At 36.6% G+C, this 24,377-nt stretch carries 23 protein-coding genes; 2 read left to right on the top strand and 21 right to left on the bottom strand.

Annotation, left to right across the window (positions count from 1 at the left end; all coding sequences use genetic code 11):
- Nucleotides 1–18 precede the first annotated feature (18 nt).
- From argS to arcA, 4 genes are all read right to left on the bottom strand, one after another.
- Complete coding sequence (gene argS, locus AB5M32_RS09715; protein ID WP_034698338.1) at nt 19–1,710, bottom strand: arginine--tRNA ligase; 1,692 nt, start codon at nt 1,708–1,710, stop codon at nt 19–21.
- A 416-nt stretch (nt 1,711–2,126) separates the two neighbouring features.
- The gene (gene arcC, locus AB5M32_RS09710; protein ID WP_010718867.1) at nt 2,127–3,077 is read right to left on the bottom strand and encodes a carbamate kinase; all 951 of its coding nucleotides are present in this window, start codon (nt 3,075–3,077) and stop codon (nt 2,127–2,129) included.
- A gap of 116 nt (nt 3,078–3,193) precedes the next feature.
- On the bottom strand, nt 3,194–4,213 hold the full coding sequence (argF, locus tag AB5M32_RS09705; RefSeq protein ID WP_010718866.1) for an ornithine carbamoyltransferase: 1,020 nt from the start codon (nt 4,211–4,213) through the stop codon (nt 3,194–3,196).
- Nucleotides 4,214–4,301: 88 nt separating this feature from the next.
- Nucleotides 4,302–5,531 carry an arginine deiminase gene (gene arcA, locus AB5M32_RS09700; protein ID WP_010718865.1) on the bottom strand — a complete coding sequence of 410 codons (1,230 nt, stop codon included), beginning with the start codon at nt 5,529–5,531 and terminating at the stop codon, nt 4,302–4,304.
- Nucleotides 5,532–6,005: 474 nt separating this feature from the next.
- Between arcA and AB5M32_RS09695 the strand changes: the two genes are divergently transcribed.
- Entirely contained in the window at nt 6,006–6,707 is a 702-nt protein-coding gene (locus AB5M32_RS09695) for a Crp/Fnr family transcriptional regulator (protein WP_010718864.1), read from the top strand.
- A gap of 92 nt (nt 6,708–6,799) precedes the next feature.
- On the opposite strand, the gene AB5M32_RS09690 is transcribed toward AB5M32_RS09695, so the two are convergent.
- The 15 genes from AB5M32_RS09690 to galE all read right to left on the bottom strand — a co-directional run bounded on the left by AB5M32_RS09690 (nt 6,800) and on the right by galE (nt 21,587).
- Nucleotides 6,800–7,588 (bottom strand): glycosyltransferase family 2 protein, encoded by a 789-nt coding sequence (locus tag AB5M32_RS09690; protein WP_010718863.1) that lies wholly within the window; start codon nt 7,586–7,588, stop codon nt 6,800–6,802.
- Nucleotides 7,581–8,861 carry an O-antigen ligase gene (locus AB5M32_RS09685; RefSeq protein WP_178286056.1) on the bottom strand — a complete coding sequence of 427 codons (1,281 nt, stop codon included), beginning with the start codon at nt 8,859–8,861 and terminating at the stop codon, nt 7,581–7,583. Before AB5M32_RS09685 ends, AB5M32_RS09690 begins: the two co-directional genes overlap by 8 nt.
- Nucleotides 8,862–8,940: 79 nt before the next feature.
- A complete protein-coding gene (locus tag AB5M32_RS09680; protein ID WP_178286054.1) occupies nt 8,941–10,770 on the bottom strand; it encodes a nucleoside-diphosphate sugar epimerase/dehydratase in 1,830 nt (609 codons plus the stop codon).
- An 81-nt stretch (nt 10,771–10,851) separates the two neighbouring features.
- Nucleotides 10,852–11,520 (bottom strand): CpsD/CapB family tyrosine-protein kinase, encoded by a 669-nt coding sequence (locus AB5M32_RS09675; RefSeq protein ID WP_178287265.1) that lies wholly within the window; start codon nt 11,518–11,520, stop codon nt 10,852–10,854.
- Between the two features lie 28 nt (nt 11,521–11,548).
- On the bottom strand, nt 11,549–12,346 hold the full coding sequence (locus AB5M32_RS09670; protein ID WP_178286052.1) for a YveK family protein: 798 nt from the start codon (nt 12,344–12,346) through the stop codon (nt 11,549–11,551).
- 19 nt (nt 12,347–12,365) lie between these two features.
- Complete coding sequence (locus tag AB5M32_RS09665) at nt 12,366–13,220, bottom strand: hypothetical protein (RefSeq protein WP_368024427.1); 855 nt, start codon at nt 13,218–13,220, stop codon at nt 12,366–12,368.
- A gap of 212 nt (nt 13,221–13,432) precedes the next feature.
- Complete coding sequence (locus AB5M32_RS09660; RefSeq protein ID WP_088744932.1) at nt 13,433–14,101, bottom strand: class D sortase; 669 nt, start codon at nt 14,099–14,101, stop codon at nt 13,433–13,435.
- 31 nt (nt 14,102–14,132) lie between these two features.
- The gene (locus tag AB5M32_RS09655; protein ID WP_034698353.1) at nt 14,133–14,714 is read right to left on the bottom strand and encodes a hypothetical protein; all 582 of its coding nucleotides are present in this window, start codon (nt 14,712–14,714) and stop codon (nt 14,133–14,135) included.
- 493 nt (nt 14,715–15,207) lie between these two features.
- A complete protein-coding gene (gene tsaD / locus AB5M32_RS09650) occupies nt 15,208–16,236 on the bottom strand; it encodes a tRNA (adenosine(37)-N6)-threonylcarbamoyltransferase complex transferase subunit TsaD (RefSeq protein WP_010718855.1) in 1,029 nt (342 codons plus the stop codon).
- The gene (gene rimI, locus AB5M32_RS09645) at nt 16,233–16,700 is read right to left on the bottom strand and encodes a ribosomal protein S18-alanine N-acetyltransferase (RefSeq protein WP_063627253.1); all 468 of its coding nucleotides are present in this window, start codon (nt 16,698–16,700) and stop codon (nt 16,233–16,235) included. The genes tsaD and rimI (AB5M32_RS09645) overlap by 4 nt, the downstream gene beginning before the upstream one ends.
- A gap of 9 nt (nt 16,701–16,709) precedes the next feature.
- Entirely contained in the window at nt 16,710–17,249 is a 540-nt protein-coding gene (gene rimI / locus AB5M32_RS09640; protein WP_010737793.1) for a ribosomal protein S18-alanine N-acetyltransferase, read from the bottom strand.
- A complete protein-coding gene (tsaB, locus tag AB5M32_RS09635) occupies nt 17,233–17,955 on the bottom strand; it encodes a tRNA (adenosine(37)-N6)-threonylcarbamoyltransferase complex dimerization subunit type 1 TsaB (protein WP_010718852.1) in 723 nt (240 codons plus the stop codon). The genes rimI (AB5M32_RS09640) and tsaB overlap by 17 nt, the downstream gene beginning before the upstream one ends.
- 131 nt (nt 17,956–18,086) lie before the next feature.
- Nucleotides 18,087–19,067, bottom strand: a complete 981-nt coding sequence (locus tag AB5M32_RS09630; RefSeq protein ID WP_178286048.1) for a LacI family DNA-binding transcriptional regulator — start codon at nt 19,065–19,067, stop codon at nt 18,087–18,089.
- A gap of 38 nt (nt 19,068–19,105) precedes the next feature.
- Nucleotides 19,106–20,590, bottom strand: coding sequence for a UDP-glucose--hexose-1-phosphate uridylyltransferase (galT, locus tag AB5M32_RS09625; RefSeq protein ID WP_178286046.1), 1,485 nt, complete (start codon nt 20,588–20,590; stop codon nt 19,106–19,108).
- A 7-nt stretch (nt 20,591–20,597) separates the two neighbouring features.
- Nucleotides 20,598–21,587, bottom strand: a complete 990-nt coding sequence (gene galE, locus AB5M32_RS09620) for a UDP-glucose 4-epimerase GalE (protein WP_034698360.1) — start codon at nt 21,585–21,587, stop codon at nt 20,598–20,600.
- 233 nt (nt 21,588–21,820) lie between these two features.
- On the opposite strand from galE, the gene AB5M32_RS09615 reads away from it, so the two are divergent.
- Nucleotides 21,821–21,988 carry a DUF3042 family protein gene (locus AB5M32_RS09615; RefSeq protein WP_010718848.1) on the top strand — a complete coding sequence of 56 codons (168 nt, stop codon included), beginning with the start codon at nt 21,821–21,823 and terminating at the stop codon, nt 21,986–21,988.
- 126 nt (nt 21,989–22,114) lie between these two features.
- Here AB5M32_RS09615 and AB5M32_RS09610 read toward each other — a convergent pair whose 3' ends face one another.
- Nucleotides 22,115–23,932 (bottom strand): FAD/NAD(P)-binding protein, encoded by a 1,818-nt coding sequence (locus AB5M32_RS09610; RefSeq protein ID WP_368024426.1) that lies wholly within the window; start codon nt 23,930–23,932, stop codon nt 22,115–22,117.
- Nucleotides 23,929–24,294: a DUF488 domain-containing protein gene (locus AB5M32_RS09605; RefSeq protein ID WP_025480161.1), complete on the bottom strand. Its 366-nt coding sequence runs from the start codon at nt 24,292–24,294 to the stop codon at nt 23,929–23,931. The genes AB5M32_RS09610 and AB5M32_RS09605 overlap by 4 nt, the downstream gene beginning before the upstream one ends.
- Between the last annotated feature and the right edge of the window lie 83 nt (nt 24,295–24,377).

The following is a 24,377-nucleotide window of genomic DNA, read 5'->3' as shown; positions in this document are numbered from 1 at the left end:
TTGTGTACGTTACTTTTCTTACATTTTATCTGGTGCGTGTAAGCCAAGCAAACGTAAATCTTCTTTTAACAAGACTGTTACAGCATAAACTAATGCTAAACGCGCTTCTTTTTGGTCATCTTCAACTAAAATTTTAGTATGTGCATAATATTTATTAAATGCTTGAGCTAACTTGATTGCATGTTTCGCAATAATAGAAGGTTCGTATTTTTCACCTGCTTGTAAAACAGTTTCTGGGTATTTTTGAATCAATTTTACAACTTCCCAGCTGTTTTCATCATTCAAGGCGTATTCTTGATCTGTCGATGGCGTAAAGTCGGCTTTTGCTAACAAGCTGACAGCACGAGCATGTGTATATTGTACATAAGGTCCTGTTTCACCTTCGAAACGGACAACTTCTTCTAAATTAAAGTCAAATGTATTTAGGCGATCGTTTTTTAAATCATGGAAGATAACTGCGCCAACACCGACTTGTTTAGCTACCACATCTTTATTTTCTAAATCAGGATTTTTCTCACTGATCTGTTCTTTAGCAGAGTCAATGGCTTCATTTAGCACTTCTTCAAGTAAAACAATTTTCCCTTTACGTGTTGATAGTTTTTTACCACCTTGAGTAATCAATCCGAATGGGATGTGATGCATATCATCTGACCAATCAAAGCCTAATTCTTTAAGAACAGCTTTCAATTGTTTGAAGTGATAACTTTGTTCGTTTCCGACAACATACAATGATTGTTTAAAATCATAGGTGCGTTTGCGGTAAAGAGCTGCTGCTAAATCACGAGTGATATAAAGTGTTGCACCATCTGATTTCTTGATCAACGCTGGGTTCAAATCATAAGCTGATAAGTCAACGATTTCAGCACCTTTATCTGCTTGCAATAAATGTTTTTCTTCTAAAAGTTCTACGATTTCATCCATTTTATCGTTATAGAAAGCTTCACCATTTAAAGAATCAAAACGAACTTCTAATAGATCGTAGATTTTATTGAACTCTTTCATAGATTCGTCGCGGAACCATTGCCATAATTCAATGGCTTCTTTGTCGCCTTCTTCCAAACGTTTAAACCATGAACGTGCTTCATCATTCAATTCTGGTTCTGTTTCAGCCACTTCATGGAATTGAACATACAGACGCAACAATTCATTGATTGGTTCAGAACGTACTGCTTCTTCTGAACCCCATTTTTTATAAGCCACAATCAGTTTCCCAAACTGTGTGCCCCAATCTCCTAAATGATTGATACGAATCGGGTTGTAGCCTAATTTTTCCATGATAAATCCGATGGAGTTCCCGATAACTGTAGAACGCAAATGCCCCATTGAAATCGGCTTTGCAATATTAGGAGAAGACATATCGATTGGTACGTTTCCGTTATTTCCGATGGAGCTGTCGCCATAATGTTCTTTTTCTTTCACGACAGAAGCCAAAACTTCTTTACTGATCATCGCTTTATTCATAAAGAAGTTTAAGTAAGGACCAACCACTTCGATTTTTTCAAAGTTTGTTGAATCGATTTTTTCTGCTAGGTCAGCTGCAATTTGTTGAGGGGCTTTTCGATAGATTTTCGCTAATGAAAAGGCAGGAAAGGCTACATCCCCATGGTCTGCAGATTTTGGATTTTCTAATAGTTTTTCTACTTGTTCCATTGTAAGATCGTCTTTGACAACGTCATAGATCGCTTTTGATACAATATCTTTGTTATTCATTTACATTCCTCCTATAAATACTTTTGTTTGCTGAAAACAAAAAAATCTCTAGTGATCATAGATAACTACGATCACTAGAGACGAGATATCCCGCGGTACCACTCCAGTTGTCCTATTTGCTAGGACCAGCTTCATCTGATATCGGTTGATAGCCGTCTGTCTTAGACAGAGTTCTCCAAGTGCGCTTCATTGTATCCTCTCGTTTGGCTTTCACCACACCCAAACTCGCTTTGATCAAGTAAATACAATTACTCTCTTGTTCAACAAACTATGAAATTATTATATTAATTGAATTATAGCAGAAAAAAAAACTGCTGGCTAGGGATTTCTTATAAAAAATGTCCAGAAGGTCTAAAGGAGAAGAAATACCAACTGGACACTTTTTAACATAGTTCATTTCCTAAGAAAAAGAATTCTTAGTTATCCGCTACGATGATCGTTCCTTCTTCAGATGCGAGAAGGTTCTCGATATTTTCTAAAGAAGTAATAATCGCTTTAGCTTTTGGTTTTGCCTCAACAAAGGCAATTGCCGCTTCGACTTTTGGCAGCATACTTCCTGGTGCAAATTGATTTTCATCAATGTATTGCTTCATTTCTGAAACTGAAACAGTTTCTAGTTTCTTTTGATCTGGTTTTTGATAATTTACATAAACATTATCTACTCCAGTTAAAACGATCAATAGATCTGCATCGATGATTTCCGCTAATTTTTCAGAAGCAAAATCTTTATCGATGACCGCTTCTCTACCTTCTAAACCAGTTGCCGTTTCCACAACAGGAATTCCGCCACCACCAACAGAGACTGTAATCACGCCTTGTTCTACTAGCGTTTCAATCACTCGTGCTTCTTTAATTGAAATTGGTTTAGGAGAAGCCACTACTTTACGCCAGCCACGACCAGCATCTTCTTTAAAGGTTACTGTTGAATCAGCTTTCATTTGTTCATTGGCTTCTTCTTCGGTATAGAATGGTCCTACTGGTTTGCTTGGGTTTTTAAATGATGGATCGTTTTCATCAACGATGACTTGCGTAACAAGTGAAACCACATCTTTATCGATGCCTTTTTCTTTCAACACTTCACCCATTGCATTTTGTAACCAATACCCAATTGATCCTTCTGTCATTGCAACACAAGTATCTAAAGGCATCGCTGGTGTCTTTTCTGAGTCAGCTGCTTGTTGTTGGATCAGCAAATTCCCTACTTGTGGTCCATTCCCGTGAGAAATGATCAACTCATCCCCTTGTTCAATGAATTTTACTAAGTATTTTGCTGTTTCCATCAATGCCTCTTGTTGTGCTTTTGCGCTTGCATCTGTTGATAAAATCGCATTACCACCTAATGCGACAACTACTTTACGATTTGCCATATTTGTCTTCCTTTCTCCAGAGAGTTCTGAATTTTCTCAATGACAAAACAAGCCAGCCCATGATGAGGTCCATTAAAGCTGACTCGTTTTGTTCTTGAGATGAATGTGATTAACCGTTATACACGAGGAATAAACAAGTTACCAAGTGTTGCTGCCATGATTGCTTTGATTGAGTGCATGCGGTTTTCTGCTTGGTCGAATTGACGTGCATATTTACTGCGGAAGACTTCATCAGTAACTTCCATTTCAGTAATGCCGAAGCGTTCTTTCATTTGTTCACCATAGATTGTGTTAGTATCATGGAATGCTGGTAAGCAATGTAAGAAAATCAAACGGTCAGTATTGTGCGTTTTTTCGATCATTTCCATGTTGATTTGGTAAGGTTTCAACAATTTGATTCGTTCTTCAAATTTATCTTCTTCACCCATTGATACCCAAACATCTGAATAAAGTACGTCAGCACCGTCAACACCTTTATCCACGTCATCAGTGATCATTAATTGTGCACCAGATTTAGCAGCAAATTCTTCTGCCATTTTGACGATTTCTTCTTCTGGTTGTAATTCTTTTGGTGCTACGATACGCATGTTTGCACCTAAAATAGCCCCAGTCACAAGTAAAGAGTTCGCCATGTTGTTACGTCCGTCACCACAATATGCCACTGTGATTCCTTCAACTGTTCCAAAGTTTTCTTGGATTGTTAAGAAATCTGCGATCATTTGTGTTGGATGCCATTCGTCTGTTAAGCCATTCCATACTGGAACACCAGAAAATTCTGCTAGTTCTTCCACCATTTTTTGGCTAAAGCCGCGGAACTCAATTCCGTCAAACATTCGACCTAATACTTTAGCTGTATCTTCTGTTGATTCTTTTTTACCTAATTGGATATCATTGGCACCTAGATATTCAGGATGCGCACCTAAATCGATTGCTGCAGTTGTAAAAGCTGCACGTGTACGAGTAGACGTTTTTTCAAATAAAAGTGCAATGTTTTTACCTTCTAAGTAGTGATGTGGAATGCCACGTTTTTTCAAATCTTTTAAGTGCTCAGAAAAATCGATTAGATATTGTAATTCTTCTTTTGTAAAATCTTTTTCTGCTAATAAACTTCTTCCTTGAAATACTGACTCTTTCATAACTAAAATTCTCCTTTAGGTTGTTTGTTTTTGTTTTAAAGAGGAAATCTAGTGGCAGCTGACAGTTAGACTGCCACTAGCATTCATATTATTTTAAATCTTCACGTACTAATGGTTGGCTCATGCAGCGTGGACCACCACGACCGCGTGACAACTCACTTGAATTGATTTCCAATACTTTGATGCCATAGCTACGTAATAATTCATTGGATACATAGTTACGGTTGTACGTTACGACAACACCTGGTGCGATTGCCAGAGTATTAGAACCATCATTCCATTGTTCACGAGGAGCAACGATCGCATCACCATTACCAGTTGGGATCAAGACTAAATCATCTAAACCTAACGCAGCTTTTAATGACGCTTGTAAGTCATCAGAATGAGCGATCTTGATGTCATCGCCTGCTTGTTCGATCGTAAAGACATCCATTTTTCCTTCTTTACTTTGGATTGCTGGATGGATCGTGAATTTATCATGATCAACCATGGTAAACACAGTATCTAAATGCATCATTGCTCGATTGTTAGGAATCTTGATTGCTAGGACTTTTTCAAAGCCTGCATGTTTAGCAAATAAATTACGTGCTAATTTTTCGATTGCTTTAGCGCTTGTTCGTTGTGAGATACCTACAGCGACGACTTTGTCACTTAGGATTAATTCATCTCCACCTTCGATGTGATCAGGGTTTTCACGATCTAACCATACTTCAACCCCTTTGTTCGCAAAACGTGGGTGATGTTTCAAGATGTATTCAGTAAACATTGATTCACGACGACGTGCTTCAAATGTCATCATGTTAACAGTCATCCCATTTCCCATTGATGCGGAAGGATCACGTGTAAAGTAAAGGTTTGGCATTGGGTCCATATAGAATGGATAGTCGTCATCTGAAGAAAGATCATACAGACTGTTTGAACGAACTGAAATATCTTTCGTGCGGACACCCGCCATAATTTTATCTACCATTTCTTGGGTTTCCATTGATAGAAGGAACTCATGAAGACCATCTCTTACAGCAGAAGATGCAATGTGGGATTCGTCTAACATTTTATTTAAAAATTGTTCTTTGACATTGCCGGCATCAATTGCTTCTGCAGCTAATTTTTCTAGATATAAAGTTTCGACGCCTTCATCTTGCAATGTCTTTGCAAAATAGTCATGCTCTTCTTGTGCGATTGGCAGATATGGAATATCATCAAACAACAGACGGTCCATAATATCTGGTGTTAAATTTTCCACTTCTTGTCCAGGTCGTTTCAATAAAACTGTCTTTAACTTCCCTATCTCAGAGAAAACGTGAATAGGTTTATCCATGTTGTGTTGCCTCCTTCGTTTTGATTACATACATAGAATACCGCCTTTTTGTAACCACTTTCATAATTTCTTCTCATCTAAAACGAGAGCAATTTCACATTATTAGAAGACAATTAAATAAATACACGTTTTTACATTTTTTATTAACTTTTATCACTTTTTTTATACTGAAAACTCTCTCAAAAAAATATTTATTCATTAAAAAATTATTTTTGAATATTTTCTTTTTCGATATTTCACAAGGTTGATAGCGCTTGCTTTATGTAATAATTGTGTTTTTTATACAAAAATACCAATCATTAAAAAGAATTATGCAATCTATCTGTATAAATTATTCATAATAACAAAAAAGACTGATCACAAAGAATAAAATTGCTTTTTTAACCATGATTTTTCTTCTAGGTTAAAACTTTACATTTAAGCCAAAACCAGTCACAATATAGTATGTAGCTGAAAGTAAGGAGTGGGAGTTTTATGCGTATAAATAGAATTGATTATCATTTTTCAAAGTTACGCTATCAACCTGATTTTGAAAACTTTACTGACGAGGAATTTGAGCTCATTAAAGAGCATACGATCCTTCGTTCTTATAAAAAAGGACAAATTTTATTTGATGAAGGAGATGAACGACAACGTCTCTACATTTTAACATCAGGATTGGTTCGTCTAGAACGATATGATGAAAGTGCTACTTATTATTATTATGATTATGTCAATCCAAATAACCTTTTCCCAATGTCTGGTATTTTTGAAGAAGGAATTTATTCATACACTGCTCAAGCAATGACAGACATCGAAACTTTCTCTTTCCCAGTATCTTGTTATGAAAAAATTGCGAAAAACAATCCAAAACAATTACTCTATATGATCCATAAAATCTCAAAAGTAGTAGCGATGCACGAACTGCGGATACAGATCGGTTTAACTTCTAGCGCTTTTGATCGAGTGAAACAAAACTTATTCATTTTAAAAGAAGAGCTTGGCATACCAACCACAGATGGCCATGTCGAAATTCCATACCCTATCACACTAAAAGAATTAGCGGTTAATAGTGGGACAACGAGAGAGACTGCTGGACAAGTAATCAAACAGTTAAAAGATTCTGGTTTATTAGATTACCAAAAGAAACGGTTTACTTTTTGTAAAACTGCTGTGACGCCTGCTTTAAGAGAATAAAAAAACATACTAAGATGAGGCTGCCCTTATCTTAGTATGTTTTATTTTTTGTCTAAGCCTGATTTATTTGTAAAGGAAACAAAGAAACCTTTTCATCCTTGTTTGCGGTGCTGATGCCAAAATAGGAGGTGTCTAGGAATCATTATCGCTATTAGTGGTTTCAAGACATACAGATAATGAACTTTAGCAACCTGTAATTCTTTGAAATTACGATATTTCAACCGACTTTCCCCAAGGCGATTTTTCCAGGAAATTTTTTTATAATACTCTTTATCTTGATAGTAATAAACTAAGTTTTCTTGTAAATTATAACCTTTGTGTCCCTTCGCATATAACCGCATATATAGGTCATAATCTTGTCCTCTAACAGTATCTTTTGAAACTCGATAACCCGCTACAGATTCTAAGATGTGTTTTCTAAACATAGCCGATGGATTGATGAACGGACTCGTTTTCAAGAGATCTTTTATTTCAGGTCGTTCTTTGACCACCCGTTCACCATAGACACCCTCTTGGTCCCATAAATAGGCATTACTGCCAACAAAACCAAATTCTGGATGAGCCTCTAAAAACGCTACTTGCTTTGCCATACGTTCCACGTGACAATAATCATCGTCATCTAGTTGCATAATGTAGTTCCCCCGTGCATGTTTGATTGCCTGGTTGCGAGTATAAGCACTTTTAGAATTTCTAGCGTTTTGATAGATTCTGATACGTTGATCTTGTTTTTTTAATTTCGTTAAAAGTTCCCAAGTATGATCTGTTGATCGATCATCGACAATAATGATTTCAAAATCTTGATAGCTTTGTCTTAGTACAGAATTGACTGCTCGCTCAATCGATTTTTCTGCATTGAAAGTGGGGATAATCACACTAATCATTTGACTGCTCCTTTTTTCCATTTACTAGAGATCCCTGTTCTTTCACAACGAGTAAACCTACTAAGATCCATAGTAATCGTGAATTTTGTAAAGAAATACTAAAAGAAAAAATAATATTCGCTAATATTAAGAGACACAGCAACCATTTTTTCAGCAATAATTTTCTGACAAACTGACCAAATACCAACAACATTCCCATCATTGCTGGGACTATTCCCCATTCAACAGCTATTTGTAAAAAAGTATTATGAGCAATCGTCGGGCTTCCACTAACTGATAAAGCAACTGAAGAGTAGTCAACGAAACCGATACCCATGAAATGAGTCCGCGTTAACAAAAGTTGTGCTGTTTTCCAAGCTTCTGTTCTACCGGAACCTCCAGCAACGATTGCGCCATAAAAATTAGTGAAAACTCCCTCAAATCGGACAAATTGCGGAATGGAAAGAAAACGTGCAATTAAATTACTTACATAATCAGCAAAAAGAAAATGCGTACCGATAATCAATACACTCGCTGTCATGATTGTCATTACAAGATGTTTGACGTTGATATTTTTCCTAAATAATTTTTGAATTAGAAATAACAAATTGATTACTAAAAACGCTACAACCCCTGTTTTGGAAGCAGATAACAAAATACAGAATGTATAACCCATGAATGCAATCAGGTTCTTCCACTTACCTTTAAATGGTCTTAAGTACCAGATACAGTAGCCACATGTTTGAAGATAAGCAAAATAGTTAGGATCATTCATGAATCCTTTCAAACGTAGATCACCGAACAAAACAAATGATTTCAAACTTGCTGGAGCTACTAGAAAAATGAACATACTAAGACAGCCAAAAAAAAGTGTTCCGACTTTTACCCCAGATAAAAAATCTTTTTTCAACTCTGGATTTATATGAAGGATCGAGATCGTTAGAATCAAATAAAGGAGATTGACGAAAAATTTTTGTCCCGTCATGATGACTGAAAAAAGCGAAACAGAAGTATCCACCCATGAACTTAACAATATCGTGGACAATAACCGCCAACAAATAACCCCAATAAAAAATAGTACTAATTGTTTACTGAACACCACTTTTTTCATTAGTAGAAGGTAGCCAACTAATAGCACCATAAATACATCACTTATTGACATATTGATCCCGAAAAAAACACGCGAAATACAGAGTGTAAATCCCAATAGGTAAAATAACCTTCCTAAAATTTTTTGGTTGCTTTTCGTTAATTCATCAATTGATGAGTACCCATTTGCTTCCATTGTTTTCATTTTCTATCTCCCCGTGCGCCTTTAACAGCAAAAATTCACTGATTGATTTATTTTTCCAATCATCATTTCTATCTTTTCTTCATTCATTAGAAGCATTTGCAAACGCTATAACTTTCTTGGCTGCTTCGCTTTCATCTTCTGGTAACTGTTCAATTAGCTGGGTGACTTCTTTTAAAGAAAAGCCTTTAATGTCCCCAACAAAAATCTTCTCAAAAATTTGCGTTTCTTTCTTTTCTTTTTCTAATAGCAATTCTTCATATAATTTTTCCCCAGGACGTATCCCTGTTTCAACAATCTCGATTTCTTCTTCTGTATAACCACTCAAATGGATCATATTCTTAGCTAGATCCACGATCTTGATCGGCTTATCCATATCCAAAACAAAAATTTCTCCTCCCTTAGCCAATGCACCTGATTGAATAACTAATCTGCTCGCTTCAGGGATCGTCATGAAGTAGCGGGTCATCCGAAAATCGGTGACAGTGATCGGTCCCCCTCTTAAAATCTGTTCTTTAAACAGTGGAATAACACTACCTCTAGACCCAAGTACATTCCCGAAACGGACAGCCGAAAACTTGGTCTCACCAGATTGGTTCAGACTTGTGATTAACATTTCTGCGATTCTTTTTGTTGCTCCCATCACATTTGGCGGGCGATTTGCTTTATCAGAAGAAATCATCACAAAGTTCTTAACATGATTTTTTTTAGCTGCTTCCGCCACATTTTTTGTTCCGTTAATATTATTCTTAATTGCTTCTGTGGGATTATATTCCATCAGCGGAACGTGCTTATGTGCGGCTGCATGATAAACAATCGTGGGATGGTATTTTTCCATCAAATAAAAGATGCGTTCTCTATCTTGAATATCAGCAATGATTGGTAGAATCTCTACTTTCCTCTGAGGATCTAATGTAGTTAGTTCTCGATGAATCGAATAAATCGAATTTTCTCCATGTCCAAGTAAGATCAACTTTGCTGGTTCAAATGCCAAAACTTGCCGACAAATCTCTGAACCAATCGAGCCCCCAGCCCCAGTTACTAAAATCGTTTGTCCTTCTAATTGATGGCTGATACTTTCTAGGTCAAGGGAAACTTCCTCTCTTCCTAATAGATCGATCACATCTACTTCTTTTAATTGCGAAACATTGATTTTTCCGGTAGCTACTTCTTCAAAAGAGGGAACCATATTTACCTTGATATTCTTATTTTCAATGGATTGAACAAGCTGTTGGATCTTCTTTTTTGGTAACGAAGGAATCGCTATCGTAACCATATTGATACGGAATGTCTGGATCAATTGATTTATTTCACGGGTATTTCCCAGTACTTTTTTACCTAAAAGATAAGTTCCCCATTTGTTACAATCATCATCGACAAAGCCCACAACTTCAATATTATTCACAATTTGAGAACCTAAAAAACTTTGATACAGTAATTGTCCACCCTCTCCAGCACCAATGATCAAGATTCGTACTTTTTTTTCATTCGAACGACCATTTTTATTTTTCAATTCAACCCAGACCCGCCAGCCTAACCGACTACTAGCAATCAATAAAAGTGCCATTATGTAAGAAAAAACAACTAATCGCAAACTAATCTGGTACATGAGCTCCTGGTTAAACAAGTAAAACAAAGGAAAAATTGAAAATAACATAAAAGTGAGTGCCGCAAAGATCCCTAACAACTCATTAAGATTCGTATAACGATTGATTCTTGTAAATACTTTAAAGATCCCACCATAGAACAGATAACAAATAACTGATGAAATGAGTGTTATTGCCAAATAATCTCTATTGATGATAACAAATGGAACCATAAATATAAAACTGATGTAATTAGCAAGTATGATTAGAAAACTATCGAGTAGCACCAAACTAATCGCTTTGATTTTTCTAGTTGGTTTAATCAATAAATCACCTTCTTTAGTACTTGATATGCACGATCTTGATCAACATTTTCTTTCAATCATTTTAACACACCATCTACTACCTCAATAATAGTAGTTGATATCTTTCGACTTCTTTACTCCATTATAGACAATCCCTAAGATATTTGCCTGAGCGATCGTCAATAGTTCCTTTGCTTTGAACAATTCTTTCTTTAGCGTTTTTCGTTCTCTCACGACAATGATTGTACCATCTGTTTTTGAAGCTAGTATCTGTGCATCCGTCACAGGCACAACAGGCGGTAAATCAAAAATGATCAAATCAAAATTTACGCTTAATTCATCAATGATTTCATTCATTCGGCTTGACTCGAGTAATTCAGAAGGATTGGGAGGTTTTGGTCCACTGGTCATCGTCCACAAATGTGCAATATTTGTTTCATGAATGAATACGAAAGCTGATTCATTTCTTTTTTTTAACAGGTTAGTTAGTCCGTCACTGTTCGAGGTTGAACGAAATGTACTTTCTACACTTGGCTTTCTTAAATCTGCATCAATTAGGAGTGTTTTCTTCCCGCTATTTGCAAAAACAATCGCTAGATTCGCTGAAACAGTTGACTTCCCTTCCTCTGGACCTGCTGAAGTAACGACGATTGTCTTTATATCCTGATCAAATGAGCTAAATTGGATATTTGATCGAACCGTTCGATACTGTTCAGAGATCATGGACGATTGTTTACTAGCACTAATCAGAGGAACACCCTTTTTTTTCATATTATTTTTCACGTATTAGTCTCCTCATCTATTTTCGTGTGAACCGATTTTCTCTGCTTAGATGTGTACGCGCTCGTTGTCTATGTGTATGAGTTCCTTGTCGAGAGTATGTTGTGAGTTGAATCGATTGCCCATTTTCAATTTCCTTATTACTCATTTCACTAATTATCCCTAAGACTGGATACCCCATCGTTGCGAGAAAATACTCATCCTTTACTGTTTTATCCAATATTTCTAACAAGACAGCCATCCCGATCCCTAGAAGTAAACCTAAAAATGCACCAAGAAAAAGATTCAACCGTTTATTGGGTGAAACCGGTAGCTGATTTGCTTGCGCAATTGATGTGATCGTTACTTTATTTACGTCTAAAACTTCTTTTACTTTTTCTTCAAAAGTATAAGCAAGAACATTTGCTATATTCGCAGCTTTTTCAGCTTCATCTGACATCACCTTGATATGGAACATTTGTGAATCTGAAGATTGAATAATCTGAATATTCTTTCTCAATTGATCTTTCGTTAAGTAATAAGCAAATTTATTTTCTAAGTATTCGGTTGCTTCATTAAGTACGATATCTCCTAAAATCATGTCTTTATATGTATTAATCAAGAGTACATTTGCATGTACTTCTGATTGTAAATTATGGTTGACGATTTCGTTTTTCGATTGAACAATCAATTCAGCCGATGAACTGTATGCTGGAGTAATAACAAAATAAGTTACTCCAGTCGCAACGGCGAAACCGCCGATTAATGAACAAATGATCAACAGTATCCGCTTTTTTAACCAACTTAGTATCTCATTCAAATTAATAACCGCTTCCATCTTTTCGCCCCTTTCTATTCTATTTTTCACGTCGAACTATTTTCTTTCTGAAAAACTCACTTACGCCAAATAGGAACAAGCTCAACAGGATACTGAAAAGACCAAATTTCATAAACATAAAGAGAAAATTTTTCAAATAAGTCGTTAAAAATAAGTATAGAGCTTCAGAATGAATACCCAATCGTTCAATCAATCGAGTTACATACAAATAGGTCGGTAAAGCCCCTACCATTAATCCAGCTCCACCGATCACATAAGCAAGGTAACGGATAATTAAATGAAAGAAAGGTTTGTTAAGCGAAATGATTGCGGAAAATAAGATTCCAAAAAAAGCGACTGCAAAAATGAGCAACAGGTTAAGAGTGGATGTATAAGCCATTATTTTTTTGCCGTATAACGCAAAATAAGGGATTTCGATATCACGCCGAACTGTTTCAATACTCACTTTTTTTAGTTTATTTACTGTGGTTTCAAATTCTGCATTTCTTGGGTAATTCTTTTCTTTTCCATAACTTTCTAATTGGCTTTGGACTGTCTCTTCTATTTGCTTCTCCCCTTCTAATTGAAAGGTTGAGCCAGTATAGATACTATGAATATATTGTTTGATATTATCATTTACTAAGCTTTCTGAAACTGTCTGATTCAACCATTTTTGGGAGATATTGGCACCTCTTCCTACATCAGCAATTGTGTGATTGATCTCTTTAGTGATCGGTTCCCCATAATGTGAGGATTCCACTGCACGGATCATAAAATTTTGATTGAATAAAGTAATCTTAAGAATGCCCAAGAAAAAAATTGCAAATAAACTAAGCGAACAGATAAAAGCAAGAATCATTTTTGGCACTTTTCGCCATTGTTTTCTTTTTTTCATAACTATTTTTACCAAATGTAAGAAAAGACCATAAAATTTCACAAACTCATTGCAGCTTAAATTGCCCCACTTCGAAATTTTTTATCCACTAACTTCATTTTTAGTGAGCCAAACAAGCGATTATTCGATTGATCATTTGATTCTTTTTTGGTAAATCCACCTCTTTTCAAAGCGTTTTGCTTAACACATGAGTAGCGCAATTTTTCAATTCATTATTTATCTGGTTGGATCATTGGCCCCTTAATGAGATCGCCTAGAATAAATAATCTTTGATCCGTCATTCCAATACTATCGACTGGATAACAAGTATACAAAATCAGTTTTCCTTGCTGTTTTTGAATTAGAAGTTGACTAATCAATTTCGCATTTTTATCTAAAATCTTTGTTTCGTATACTTGGTAAACATACTCACCATAACTAGTGGAAATGTTAATCTTATCCGTAATTTTGACAGCACTTAATTTTCCAAATTCACTACTATTATGCCCACCAATCAATGTAGTCCCATGTTCACCTGGATACACAGACCCCATGTATTGTCCAGCACCCTCTCGTAAAATATCATCTGAGTCTCCATAATATAAGGGCACATTCAAATTTACAGAAGCAACATCAACCTGTCCATATTGATACCCACTTCTTGGATAATCGATTTTACTGGAGGGAATGTTCTCTCCTTCCAACTCAATTGTTTTCCGTTTTTCTTCTAACTCACTAGTTGACATACCTTTAGCTGATGGTTGTGTCTTTTTTTCATATTTTGGAATATCCGAAAGCAGAAACAATCGCAAGGAAGAAGTCGTAAACTGAATGACAGGTCGCCCAATAATATACATTAGCGAATAACCCATGATCAAAAAAAAGATAGGGGTAAAAATCATTCCGCCTATTCTTTTTATTTTTTTCTTTTTTTTATGCAAGTTTGACTTTCTTTCCTACGATGAATGCACCTGTCGCAGTCATCATTAAACATCCAATTGCAAGAATGCTTGAGATAGGGAATGTTCCCGTTTGTTTAATCGGTTGTTTCGAGTTGAACACTGCTGAAATCGAGCCATCAGAGTTTTGTGCGCCTAGCTCAACATACCCTTTATTCCAACTTAAAACGACTAATCCTAAAGCATCCGCTGTTGATGAAATCAATTGCTGAATTTCCAAAATTGTTTCCCTAGGGATAATTTTTATTAAATCATTTATCGTATGAACCGATGACAAATCAATGTCTAAATTAGTCAGTTTTTGCTTCACATTTTGGATATTTTTTACTGCTGTATCCACTTGTGACTTGGATAAATCATTTTGTTTTAAATAATTTTCAGTTTGTGTAATATATGTTTGAGGCATTTGAAATTCTTTGCCTTGAATTAAAATAGGTTGAGTCAATTCTTGGATGATCATTTGCTCATCTTGCGAAATCGCCCCGGCAGCATCAACATAAGACGTAAAAAAGAAACTACATAAAATTAAAACCATACTCTGTAACACATATTTCATCTTCTAACTCTCCTTTTCCTATCAAAATAATTAAACAACCATTAAAAAATAACACATAAAAGCATTTCTACCATCCATATTAGCATATGTTATTTCTTAAGACAATTAAATAAATGCCTTCAAAACAAATAACCATTGTAATAAAATCACTACTCGCAAAATAACAATTACTATTTAGAAATAGTTATTATAATAAGCGATTTTGCTGAGAACATAGTATTTACGTCATTTGTATTCTTAATCTCTAATCCATATTATCGCGAGATCTCTTATTAATATAACGATTTGAACAATAGAACAAAAATTTCCAAATTTAGAAATTTTAAGTCAAAAAAAGCTTGGAACAAATAAAAGATTGTCCCAAACTTTTTAATAGATGTAAAAATAAAAATGATATTCTAACTTTCATATTTCATTAATTAATCGATTTCACTTACTACAAAGTAAGTTTTTCTCAACCGCTCTTGCCATGTATACGAAAATAAGGTGAATTTTACTCATTTCCTCCTTGATTCAATACCACACTAGGTTTCGCATTTAAACGAAGATCAGCGAAATTGGCTTGTTTCAACTCTACATGCGCAGCTGCTCCAATCATTGCTGCATTATCACCACAAAGTTTTAATGGAGGGATCAGCAGTTCAATTTCTGGATGTTCTTTTTTCAATGCCTCTTCGAGTGTTTCACGCAATCCTTGATTGGCTGCAACTCCACCTGCTACAATCAATTGTTTGACTGGGTATTCGTTACAAGCACGAAGGGTTTTATTGACTAAAACGTCCACAACGCTCGCTTGAAAACTAGCAGCTAAATTATTTGTATCAAGAGTTTCTCCACGTTGTTGGGCGTTGTGTACTAAATTGATAAAGGCGCTTTTTAAACCACTAAAGCTAAAATCATAATTACTTTCATGGATCATGGCTCTTGGAAAATGGTAGGTATCTTCACCACGATGCGCTAACTGATCGATTTCTTTTCCGCTTGGATAACTCAAACCTAAGACACGACCAACTTTGTCATAAGCTTCTCCAGCGGCATCGTCTCTCGTTTCACCGATGATTTGATAGTTCCCGTCTTCCTTCATATAGACCAGCTCTGTATGTCCACCACTGACAAGCAATGCTAGTAGCGGAAATTCAAAAGGCTTTTGAAAGCGTGCAGCGTAAATATGACCTGCCATATGGTTCACAGGTATCAAAGGCAAATTGTTCGCCCAAGCAAAAGCTTTAGCGGCAGAAATACCAATCAGTAACGAACCAACTAAACCAGGACCATAAGTAACCGCTACAGCACTCAGTTGTTCAACAGAAGTTCCTGCCTCCGCCAAAGCATCTTCGATACATAAGGTGATTTGCTCTACATGATGGCGACTTGCTACCTCTGGAACAACACCGCCAAATCTTTTATGGCTGTTAATCTGTGAAGCAATGACATTGGCTAAAATCTCATCACCATTTTTCACAACTGCGACACTCGTTTCATCGCAACTTGATTCAATTGCCAGGATCAATTCTTCTTTCATTTCATCGTCTCCGTTTTTAACTTTGTACTCATAATGATCGCATCTTCTACTGGATCATGATAATAAGATTTTCGTTTCCCTAGTTCTCTAAATTTCTCTGATTGGTAAAGATGACGAGCTGCTAGGTTAGACGTTCGTACTTCTAAATAAACATTATATGTTCCTGCTTGTTTTTCTCGGTCTAATAAAAAGCGTAATAACTGACGTGCATACCCTTTTTTTTGCAGTTTTTTTGCCACAGCAATATTCGTGATCTCCGTCTCATCGATAACTTTCGAATAACCAATGAATCCTTGGAGTAGCGAATTTTCCACCAATAAGTAATATTGCGTATGTGGTTGTTGGATATCCATTAAAAATTGGTCTTTGGTCCAAGGAGAACCATGTTCATATGCTTCCTCACAAAGCGCCCATAAACAAGACGCTAACTGTTCATCTTCAAAGTCATTCTTAGTATAAATCAATTGTACCTCTCATTTTTCTAAATATTTGATCATTTCTAATCCATCTTCATTTGTTTGGGTATAATACCCTTTTTTTACTTTGTTCGATTGAAATCCTAATTTCCGATAGAGTCTTTGGGCATCTTGATTACTCATTCTCACCTCTAAAGAGAGTGTGTCACAGCGATTCATTATAGCAAATTTTTCAATTTCGTCAATTAACAATGTACCGATATTTCTTCGTTGGTACACAGGAATAACCGCAATATTTGTAATATGGCAATCCAAGCCAAAAATTCTCGCACCTATAAATCCAATTAACTGTTCACCGTCTAGTATTCCTAAGTATAAATTTTGAAAAGGTGAATTTAATTCAGAAAGGAAGGCACTTTTTGTCCATGGTAATTCGCCATTGTATACCTGGCGTTCAATCGATAATAAATCTTTGATATCTCGAGGTATCAGCTCTTTTATTCGATAGCTTTTCCCTTGATTTTCAATTATCTTAGTAGCAAATTCTTTTTTTTCATAGAATAAACTTCTAGCATATGCTTTAAATTTTTTCAACATATCTTTCGTCTCCAGGAGTGTGGGTTTCCAACCACTTTTCCTCTGCTTCTACTTTTTTCAAATAACGTGGTACAAAATTGGTTAAATCTCTTACTGGTTCACGATTGGCCCCTAATGTTGCAATCGTACAGCCATTAGGAAGATCCCATTCAAGCACCTTATTTATTTCTGCTTCATGTAATACTTCCTTTATTTCATTCGTAAATTTTTGCGTATCTGTTCCGACAAATAAGATAGGTTCATCGAACTGAGACAGTTGCTTAAGCAGTTCTTCAATTGAAATATGTACATCTTCAAGAACTGTTTCTAATTTTCCATTTTGTCTTCGGTACACACCAGCATAAACATTTTTTCTTCTTGCATCAAATAAAGGCACGATCAACCCATTTACGTTCCGGCAATTAGCAGCAATTGCTTGTAAACTTGAAATCCCCACAAGTTCTTTACCCAATGTATATGCAAGTGTTTTTGCAGTAGTTACACCGATTCTTAGACCGGTGTATGAACCTGGTCCATCGGAAACAGCAATTCGATCGATAGCGGTTGGTGCTAATCCGAGTGCTGAGAATAATTGATCGATAGCCGGCATCAAACTAACGCTATGATTTTTCTGTTTATTGATTTGGATTTGCCCTAAGACAGTATCATCTTCAATCACGCCGATCGCTAAAGTTTGATTAGCGGTGTCTATCCCTAATGTAATCATTTTGATGCATCCTTTCTACTAACTTCTATCGTTTTATATTGTAGCATACTTCTTGCTAAGAAAAAGACAATTCATTTCAGAAAAAAAGAAAAAAAGTTGCAATCATTCGCAACTTTCTCTTGATTTGTTCTTTAGTTTTTTGTAGACTCACGCAAGATAAGATCCGTTTCTACAATGATTTTTCTCGAAACAGGTGCTTTTTCATTCATCATTTGTAACACGGTCTCTACCGCCAGTTCCCCCATCCATTCCGTGTGAACTTTGACTGTCGAAAGAGCTGGGGAAACATATTTTGCTACACTAATGTCATTGAATCCGATCAATGAGATATCCTCAGGTACTTTCAGACCTTTTTCGTTAATTGCCTTCAATGCACCGATCGCTAGTGTGTCATTTGCTGCAAACAGCGCCTCAAACGAATACTGTCCACTATCTAAGTATTCTTTGACTTTCCGATAGCCAGATTCAACTGAAAAATCTGCTTCAATGATCGTTGTAGTCAATCCTTTACCAGCCATGATTTGTTGGTAGGCGGCAATCCTTGGGTCATCAATCCGTTGATGTCCTTTTTTGGTGTATTCCCTACCAGCAAGCATTGCAATCGCTTTTTTATCCTGGTTAAAAAAATAATCGATCACTTTTTGGATACTTGTTTGAAAATCAACGATTAATGAATTAATGTTATAGGGTGTTCCATCAAAATCAACTAATAACAGATTGCTTTGTGTCTGCTTCAATTCAATCAACTGCTGATCATCGAATTTTCCTAGAGCAATCGTTCCATTTGTCGGTCTATCACTGATAGCGTCCCACGTTTCCTTTAGCAAAGTCACATTTGATTCCTCTGCCTTTTTCTCTATTCCCAAACGAATAGCAAGATAATAGAGATCCTCTAATTCTTCTTGATCATTGTACCATTGGATCAAACGCAACGACTTTTGATTCAACGATGTGTTTCTATGATGCTTCGTGTAATTCAACTCTTCAGCAGCCTCAAAAATTTTTCTTTTCGTTGCTAGGCTAACTGATAACTCCTGATCATCATTTAAGACTCTTGACACAGTAGCAGGAGAAACCCCTGCCAACTTTGCAATATCTTTAATCGTTGCCACTTGTTTCTCCTCCTATCTATTCCACTCGGGCATTCTTCTTAAAGCGTTGCAGTAAAGCGTTGGAAAGCTTCTTGACCTTTTGTATCGCGTTTGAATACCCCTGAATCTTCCAACACACGAGCAAAAACTTTACCAATAGCTTGCTGAACGATCTCGGTTACTGTTTCAGTTGTCACATTTGGATGGTCGGCTTTCAAGCCCTTCGCCCATTCCATGTGATACTCAGCTATCTTATTTTCTTGTCCAAGCAAATACTTTTCTACTTCTGCCATTTCTGATTTTAAACGAGGTGGTAAAACAGCTAATCCCATGACTTCGATCAAACCGATATTTTCTTTTTTAATATGCTGGATATCTCGGTGAGGATGGAAAATCCCTTCTGGATGTTCGTCAGAGACATTGTTATCTCGTAACACTAAATCGAGTTCAAAATAATTTTCGCGTTTTCTAGCAATTGGTGTAATCGTATGATGGGGCGTACCATCTTTAGAAAATGCCGTCACTGCTACCGCAGGATCTGAATATTGTTGCCATTTTTCTAAAATACTATTAGCAGCTTCCACTAGGATTTCTTTCCTCGTCGCTTGCAGACGAATGACAGACATTGGCCATTTGACAACACCTGCGATTACTTGAGGATAATCCGATAATTTGATTAATCGTTCGATTGGAGCTTTAGCCATTGGAAATTCATGGCGCCCTGCTTGGTAATGATCATGTGACAGAATCGATCCTCCAACAATTGGCAGATCTGCGTTTGAACCAACAAAGTAGTGTGGTAAAACCTCTGTGATTTTTAATAAACGTGAAAATGTTTCTTTCGTAATCTTCATAGGACGATGCTCTTCTGACAAGATGATCGAATGTTCATTGTAATAAGCATATGGAGAATACTGAAATCCCCAACTTTCCCCATCAAGATTCATTCTGATGATTCGATGATTGGTGCGAGCTGGATAATTTAAACGTCCTTTATAGCCTTCATTGTTCATACAAAGCATACACTCAGGATAATCAACTTTTTTGGCATGTTTTTCGGCAGCAATTTGCTTAGGATCTTTTTCAGGTTTGGATAAGTTGATCGTAATCTCTAATTCGCCATATTCTGAAGGATACGTATACCTGATATTTTTCGCAATCGCTCTGGTTTTGATATAATCATTTTTTTTACTCAATTGATAAAAGTAGTCTGTTGCTTCTTCTGGATTTGTTGCGTAATGTTGTGCAAAAAACGCATTGACTACTGATGGTGGTGGTGTTAAAAAATCCATTAATTGTGCTTCAAAGATTTCGATTTCAGCTGGTAAATCAGTAACCACTTCATTTTTTTTGGCTTGTTCGACTAACCGATCAAGTAACACCACCGATTCTTCTGAAACAGGGCGCACTTCAGTGTTTTCCAAAGCCTCTTCGCCGATCATTCCCAAAATTCGATTTTGTAAATAAATTCGATCCATTTCCATCCAGCCACCAGCTTCAATTGCTAGTGTCGTAAAATCACAAATCGTTTGACTGATTGTCATCTTCTCTCTACTCCTCATAACCATGGGGATGACTCACATGCCAATCCCAGGCTGTTTTAATGATTTCTTTTACATCTGTGTAAGCTGGTCGCCAACCTAAGATTTCTTCAGCTTTAGCACTGGAAGCGACCAACCGGCTTGGATCTCCGGCTCTACGTGGTGCCACCTTAGCTGGAATTTCTCGATTTGTTACTTCTCTAGCCGCTTCAAGCATTTCTTTGACGGAGTAGCCTTGATTGCTCCCTAGATTAAAGAAGTTACTTTCATTCCCCGCGCTTAAATATTCTAAAGCTAAGATATGGGCATCAGCCAAATCTTCCACTTGAACATAATCTCGGATGCATGTTCCATCGGGTGTATCGTAATCATCACCATAAATCGCCAAAGAATCACGTTGGCCTAGAGCTACTTGGAGGATAATAGGAACTAAATGCGTTTCTGGTGTGTGATCTTCCCCAATCGATGCATCTGCTTTTGCACCTGCTACATTGAAATAACGCAATGCTACATATCGCATGCCATAGGCTTGGTCACACCATTTCATCATTTTTTCCATCATCAATTTGCTTTCACCGTACGGATTTTTTGGATTCGTAGGAGTTGCTTCGGTAATTGGTGATTCTGTAGGTTCACCATAAGTGGCTGCTGTAGATGAAAAGACAATATTCTTCACATGATATTCATGCATCACTTCTAACAATATTTGCATACCATAGACATTGTTATTAAAATACTTCAATGGTTTCTCAACAGACTCTCCCACTAATGAACTAGCTGCAAAATGAAGGACTCCTTCGATCGTTTCTTTTTCAAAAACAGACTGTAAAAAAGATTTATCCCGAATGTCACCTTTGTAAAATTGTGCTTTAGGATGAATTGCTGCTTGATGCCCCGTTAATAAATTATCCACTACTACCACTTGATAGTTTTGATTGATCAACCGATCAACAGCATGTGAACCGATATAACCTGCGCCACCCAATACCAAGATTGCCATGAAAACACTCCTTTTTTTACAAAAGCAGCAAAAAGTACGTTTTGAATCGTTTGAAACTATGACCCTTTTGTTTCTGTTGCCTTTGCTATTTATTTAGTAAATTTATAATAAAACATTTAGTAAATATTTTCAAGGAAAATTTGTAAAGGTTTCCAATAAATAGACGTCAGACTAGCCTTTTTTTTCAATTTGTTACATAATAGAAGCAACAACTAATAAACGAGGTGGATTTAATGAAAAAATTTGTATCTGGAATTTTAGTCGGTAGTCTTGCAACAGCGGCAGCTGTTGCTGGATTGGTAGCTTCAGTTAAAAAAACAGTAATCGATCCCATTGATGAAAAAGAAACAATGATCGAAGAAAATCGTAAAAAAGCGATGCGTAAACGTGTAGCTCGCTAATCTTTAAACGATTCAAGAAAATCATCCCTTTTATAACCCAAAGAATCATTATTAATTAGTAAAACACAACCGATCTTAAAAGTTAGATGAATGATCTAGCCTTTAGAGTCGGTTGTGTTTTTTGCTTCAATTGGTTGTCCTTCCAAGAATCAGCTGTGCCACTTTATCGATTTGCCTCAAATTCCAAGCATCGGTATATGGTCGTGAGACTGTAGCTGTCAACCAATCCACACCTTCGACCGGAATCCCTAAACAATATAAATTTTCTTCTAGCTCTCCCTGTTTGTTCCAGACTTGATTGGTGCTTAGTTTGATATCAATTGCACCAGTTTCATACACGCCAGTCGTGTCCTGATAAGTAAAAGGACGAATCAGCTGATGTTTTTTCAAGCTATTTAATGCTGGATTCTTTGTCTGTGTCAAATCAGTCTGCGGGAGTCGGGCTTCAATCAAGTAGCGACTTTCAATCCGTTTTCCCTCGTTTTCTACGATAAAGAAACCGGCTTCTGTTTTGATTTCCAGCGGCGGGGAAACGATTGTGAAAATACCCGCATCAATCAGAGCGGCTAATTCTCTTGTCCGAACAACTGGCGGACCGATCGTGAGAAAAGCATTGAGCTTAGTAAACCACCCCCATAACACTTCTCTGTATTCTTTGGCAGTGAAGATGCCCCATTCAATGACCAGATGGACAGGATCACGCCAATCTTTTAACGCATCAAAAGCTGAAGCAAGCGCCCCAGTACAATTTCCTTTCATTGATTCATTGATTTGATAATCAATAAACCTTCGACTTTCTTTTTGAAAGTCATGCTTCTCATGATAGATAGGCGTTTCAAAAAAATCCCACTCCCATTGATAAGGCTGTAATTCAGGAAATTGTTTTTGCCAATCACTTTGATCACGTGTTAAAAAGATTTGTTCAAATAATACTGGTGAAATAGCTAGATGTTTTTCCTCAATTAATTTCTTATAATAAAAAAGTTCGACATCTTTTTTTAGCAAGTCGAAAAATAGTTTCCCAGTTAATTGTTGATTTTGATAAAGCTTTGCTAAATTTTCTTTGGTGATCAATTTAGGAACAGCCATTGCTCCTCCCCGTTTTTCATTTTTTCCTCGAGGAAAATAGGGCAACCCTTTTCTAGACCCGCAGTATACGATCGGCTCACGTCCAGACGGCAAATATACCAATTTCTCTCCTTGTTTTTCAAACTTACCTCCTCTATTCTCGGTAAGTAAACCTACATAATCAAAAAAACTTAGACCTAATCCTCTAAGAATCACTGTGGCTTTTGGCGGAATAGTTTCTACGGAAACATCAGCTGGATTTGCTGGCGGTTGGTAGAACAATTGCTCTTTTTCAGCATAGTCATAAAACCTTTTCTCGTCTTTGGATACTTTATTTTCCCAATGTCCCGTAGTCATCACTAACTGATCTACTACTAAATGCTGTTCGTTTGTTTTCAAGTAAAAACCTGTCTTTATCTTGTCAATCTCTTTCACTAAGGATCGAACGATAGTGAATGAATGCGGTGCTAATTTTTTTAATTGTTCATAAAACCACTGCTGGTACAAGCCATAAAAACATCTGGTGGCTGGTTCATTGGCACGTAAGCGCTTGGCTTCTGCCAAAAAAAATTCTTTATTCACAAACTGTTGCTTTTCGATATACTTTTTCGCCTCTGTTTGGCTCCATTGATATAAATTAGGCCCCGGTGAAATCTCTCCGCCACTTGTTAATGTTTCATCTGTAAAAAGCGTAACTTGCTGAGAGACTGAGTTCATCAATAACTCTGTTGGTTGATCGAGCCGCCAGACTCGACCACCAGGCCCATCAGGATCGAATAAACAGATCTGGATATGTTGGTTTTTCCGATTGTTTCGGATCAATCGTTCTACCATGCTTAGTCCTCTGGGGCCTGCCCCAACAATGCCAATAATCATCGATTCAGCTTCCTTTCCATCAACCCTTTTAGCACCACGGCTTGATTTTGCTGTTCATTCTTTGCACCATAAACTAAGGTCACAATTGGATAGTTTTGACAGAGTTCAGCTAACTGCTTGACTGCCAATTGCTTTTCTTGATCTGTCATTAACTCTTCTAGGTATTTTTCTTCAAAAACAGGAAAACGCTCAGGAAGATGTCCAAAGAATTTTCTCAACTCAGTACTTGGTGCAATCTCCTTTAACCATAGATCAATCTGTGCTTTTTCCTTTGATATCCCTCTTGGCCATATTCGATCAACTAAAATTCTAAAGCCATCACCCTTTTCGCGCGCACTGTACACTCTTTTCAGTTTGATCATTTTCTCCACTTCTTTCATTGCTTATACATTGATCATAGCATAAATGATTAGATTCTCCTTTGATTATGTCATAGCAAAAAATC

The organism is Enterococcus sp. C57, from assembly GCF_040887305.1.
GTDB classification, from domain to species: Bacteria; Bacillota; Bacilli; order Lactobacillales; family Enterococcaceae; genus Enterococcus_B; species Enterococcus_B hirae.
This window is presented reverse-complemented; position numbering and strand designations above follow the sequence as displayed.